The sequence below is a fragment of the Streptomyces sp. NPDC002754 genome (genome assembly GCF_053592315.1).
Genome location: NZ_JBSFVM010000076.1, coordinates 1 through 4,798, shown reverse-complemented (window position 1 = coordinate 4,798; position 4,798 = coordinate 1). Strand labels below are relative to the sequence as shown.

At 70.4% G+C, this 4,798-nt stretch carries 1 protein-coding gene; it reads left to right on the top strand.

Going from position 1 to position 4,798, the window contains the following annotated elements:
- Positions 1-36: 36 nt before the first annotated feature.
- Positions 37-4,798: amino acid adenylation domain-containing protein (locus ACWD2L_RS40770; RefSeq protein WP_451193778.1), on the top strand; the 4,762-nt coding region annotated here is incomplete at its 3' end.

Sequence of the window (4,798 nt, the reverse complement as noted above, 5' to 3'; positions counted from 1 at the left end):
ACCGAGATCACCGTCTGTGCCTCGATGTCGCAGCCGCTGACACCGGGAGACGCGCCGACGATCGGCACGCCGACTGCCAACACACACCTTTACGTGCTCGACGAGACGCTCACGCCCGTTCCCGCCGGTGTGACAGGCGAGCTGTACGTGGCCGGAGCCGGCGTGGCACGTGGCTACGTCGGCCGTGCGGGGCTGACGGGGGAGCGGTTCGTGGCCTGCCCGTTCGGATCCGCGGGTGAGCGGATGTACCGGACCGGGGACGTGGTGCGGTGGACGGCGGATGGGCAGTTGGTGTTCGTCGGGCGCACCGACGAACAGGTCAAGATTCGCGGCTTCCGCATCGAGCCCGGTGAGATCGAGGCCGTCCTGTCGGCGCACTCGGAGGTGGCGCAGGCCGCGGTGCTGGCACGGGAGGACATCCCCGGTGACAAGCGGCTGGTCGCCTACGTCGTCCCCGCCGACGGTGACACGGAAGCGATCGGCGACGGCATACGGGACTTCGCCGCGTCGCGGTTGCCCGACTACATGGTCCCCGCCGCGTTCGTCACCCTGACCGAGCTGCCACTGACGGTCAACGGCAAGCTCGACCACAAGGCCCTGCCGGCCCCCGCGTACGCCGGTGCGGCTGGGTCCGGGCGGGGACCCTCGACCGCGCAGGAAGAGATCCTGTGCGGGGTGTTCGCCGAGGTACTGGGTCTGGAGTCGGTCGGCGTCGAGGACGGCTTCTTCGACCTGGGCGGCCACTCACTGCTCGCGGTACGGCTGATCTCGCGGATCCGTGTCGTACTCGGCGTGGAGGTCGAGGTCAGGACCTTGTTCGAGGTCCCGACCGTGGCCGGTCTTGCCACCCGCCTGGCCGAAGCGGGGCAGGCACGGACACCGTTGCGGGCGGCGGGGATGCGCCCGGATCGGGTGCCGTTGTCGTTCGCGCAGCAACGGCTGTGGTTCCTGGCCCAGTTGGAGGGGCCGAGCCCGACCTACAACCTCCCCGCGGTCGTCCGGTTGGCGGGCGACGTGGAACCCGCCGCGCTGGGTGCGGCACTGCGGGATGTCATCGGACGGCACGAGTCGCTGCGCACGGTCTTCCCGGCCGTCGACGGTGAGCCGTACCAGCGGATCCTCGACCCGCAGGACCTGGACTGGGAACTCGACGTGCTCCAGGTGGAGCCCGGTCGGCTGGCCGAGGCCGTGGAGCAGGCGACGCGGTATGCGTTCGACTTGTCGGTGGAAGTACCCATCCGGGCATGGCTGTTCGCGTCGGGGAGCGAGCAGGTGCTCGTGGTGGTGGTGCACCACATCGCCGGCGACGGATGGTCGATGGCACCGCTGGGCCGGGACATCTCCGCGGCGTACGCGGCGCGGCTGACGGGGCAGGCCCCTGACTGGGAGCCGCTGCCGGTGCAGTACGCGGACTACGCCTCGTGGCACCGGGAGCTGCTGGGCGAGGAGTCCGACCCCGAAAGCCTCCTGTCGCAGCAGGTGGACCACTGGAGGTCGGCGCTGGCAGGAGCGCCGGAGGAGCTCGCACTGCCTACGGACCGGCCGCGCCCGGCAGTGGCCGGCCACACCGGTCACCAGATGCCTTTGGAGGTGTCGGCGGCGGCGCACCGGCGAGTGGTGGAACTGGCGCGCGCCGAGGGCGTGACGGTGTTCATGGTGCTGCAGGCCGCGCTCGCGGTGACGCTGTCGCGGCTGGGGGCCGGAACGGACATCCCGGTGGGTGCGGCGGTGGCGGGGCGCACCGACGAGGCGCTCGACGATCTCGTCGGATTCTTCGTGAACACGCTGGTGATCCGCACGGACCTGTCGGGAGACCCGGAGTTCCGGCAGATCCTGGGGCGGGTGCGGGAGGCGAACCTGGACGCGCTGGCCCATCAGGACGTGCCGTTCGAACGCCTGGTGGAGGAGCTGGCACCGTCGCGTTCGCTGGCCCGGCACCCGCTGTTCCAGGTGATGCTGACCGTGCAGAACGTCGACCGGGCGACGCTGGTGTTGCCCGGGGCGATCGCCAGTTCCGGAGGATCGGCAGCCGGTGACGTCGCGACAGCGTCGGCGAGGTTCGACCTCGACCTGTCGTTGTCGGAGATGTTCGACGAGCACGGGCGTCCCGCGGGGCTGCGGGGTGCGTTGAACGCGTCGGCGGACCTGTTCCGCGCCGAGACGGCGCAGCGGATGGCCGGCTGGTTCGTCCGGGTGCTGGAGGCGGTCACCGAGACACCGGACGTTCAGGTGCGCATGGTGGAGCTGCTCGCCGACGACGAGCGCGACATGGTGCTCCAGCAGTGGAATGCCACGGCAGAAGCGATGCCGGACCGAAGTGTTCTGGAGCTCTTCCTGCGACGCGTGGAGCTCTCCCCGGACGCGGTGGCCATGGTCGCCGACGGGGCCGCACTCACCTACGCGCAACTGAACGCGAACGTCGACAGGCTCGCGGGCCGACTGCGCGACGTGCACGTGGGCCCGGAGTCAGTGGTGGGGCTCTGCCTGCCACAGGGCGCCCAGATGATCACCGCGATTCTGGCCGTCTGGCGTGCAGGGGCCGCGTATCTGCCGCTTGACGCGCAACTCCCGCTGGAACGCTTGCAGTTCATGCTCACCGATTGCGCCGCGAGGATCGTCCTCGCGGATCGCGAGATCGGTGCGGAGCTGTCGTTCGAGGCGGCGGGTGTGCCGGTGGCGTGGATCGACGAATGGTGGAACGCCCCGGACGCGGAGACGGTGACACCGCCCGTCGTGGATGCCGCCGGGTTGGCGTACGTGATCTATACGTCGGGGTCGTCGGGGGTGCCGAAGGGTGTGGCGGTGACGCATGGGTCGCTGGCCAACTATGTGTCGTCGGTGTCGGGGCGGTTGGGCTGGGATGTGCCGGGGGCGCGGTATGCGCTGTTGCAGGCGCAGGTGACCGACCTGGGTAACACCGTGGTGTTCAGCAGCCTGGTCTCCAGCGGGCAACTGCACGTGCTGGACGCGGAGTTGGTGACGGATCCGGTTGCGGTGTCCGGGTATCTGCGGGAGCAGCGGATTGATGCGATGAAGGTGGTGCCGTCGCATCTGGCGGCGTTGACGGCCGCGGTGGGTGTCGAGGCGTTGCTGCCGGCCGGGTCGGTGGTGCTCGGTGGCGAGGCGGCGCCGGTCGAGTGGACGGCGGAGCTGGTGCGGGCCGCTGCCGCTGGTGATCGGAAGGTGTTCAACCACTACGGGCCGACGGAGACCACGGTCGGGGTGGCGACGGGCGAGCTGACCACGGGCGGTGTGGTTGCCGGAGTGGTGCCGATCGGTACGCCGATCGCCAACACCCGCCTGTTCGTGCTCGATGGGGCGCTGCGGCCGGTGCCGGTGGGGGTGTCCGGGGAGCTGTATGTGGCGGGTGCCGGGCTGGCGCGTGGGTATGTGGGCCGTGCGGGTCTGACCGGCGAGCGGTTCGTGGCCTGCCCCTTCCCGGCCGGTTCCGGGGAGCGCATGTACCGCACCGGCGATCTGGCCAAGTGGACGGTGGATGGGCAGTTGGTGTTCGCCGGTCGGGCGGACGATCAGGTGAAGGTGCGTGGTTTCCGGATCGAGCCCGGTGAGATCGAGGCTGCCCTGTCGGTGCATCCGGGGGTGTCTCAGGTCGCGGTGGTCGCGCGTGAGGACACTCCGGGAGACAAGCGCCTGGTCGCCTACGTGGTACCCGTGGACACCGATGGCGGCGTGGACACCGGTGACCTGCGCGGCTTCGTGGCGGGCCGGCTGCCCGAGCACATGGTCCCGGCCGCGTTCGTCACGCTGGATGCGCTGCCGCTGACCGCCAACGGCAAGCTGGACCGCAAGGCCCTGCCCGCCCCCGACTACACCGCCGGGGCCGGAAGGGCGCCGGCGACCGTGCAGGAAGAGCTCCTGTGCACCGCCTTCGCGCAGGTCCTGGGCCTGGGGTCGGTCGGGGTGGACGACGGCTTCTTCGAGCTCGGTGGCCATTCGCTGCTCGCGGTACGGCTGATCTCGCGGATCCGTGTCGTACTCGGTGTGGAGCTGCCGCTGCGCGCGCTGTTCGAGGCACCTACCGTGGCCGGGTTGGCCGCGCGTATTGCGGGCCTTGGGTCGGAGTCGACACGGCAGCCCTTGCGGGCCGCGGCGACCAGGCCGGAGCGGATTCCGTTGTCGTTCGCGCAGCGGCGGTTGTGGTTCCTGGCCCAGCTGGAGGGATCGAGCCCGACGTACAACTTGCCCACGACGATACGGCTGGGTGGCGACGTGGATGTCGCCGCTCTGGGTGCGGCACTGCGTGATGTGATCGCCCGGCACGAGTCGCTGCGCACGGTGTTCCCGGCGGTGGACGGCGAGCCGTACCAGCGGATCCTCGACCCGCGGAAACTGGACTGGAACCTCGATGTGTCGCGGGTGGCGCCCGAGGACCTGGGCGAGGCGATTGCGCAGGCGGCACGGTACGCCTTCGACCTGGCTGCGGAGTTGCCGATTCGGGCGTGGCTGTTCGAGGCCGGGCCGGATGAGCGGGTGTTGGTCGTAGTGGTGCATCACATCGCCAGCGACGGGTGGTCCCGCGGCCCGTTGGCGCGGGACCTGTCGGTGGCGTATCGGGCGCGGACGCAGGGTGAGGTTCCGGTGTTCGCGGCATTGCCGGTGCAGTACGCGGATTATGCGTTGTGGCAGCGGGAGTTGCTGGGGGAGGAGTCTGACCCGGGTAGCCTGTTGTCGGAGCAAGTCGACTACTGGCGGCAGGAGTTGGCCGGGGCGCCGGAGGAACTGGTGCTGCCTGCGGATCGGGCGCGTCCTGCGGTGGCGAGTCATGTGGGGCGTCGGG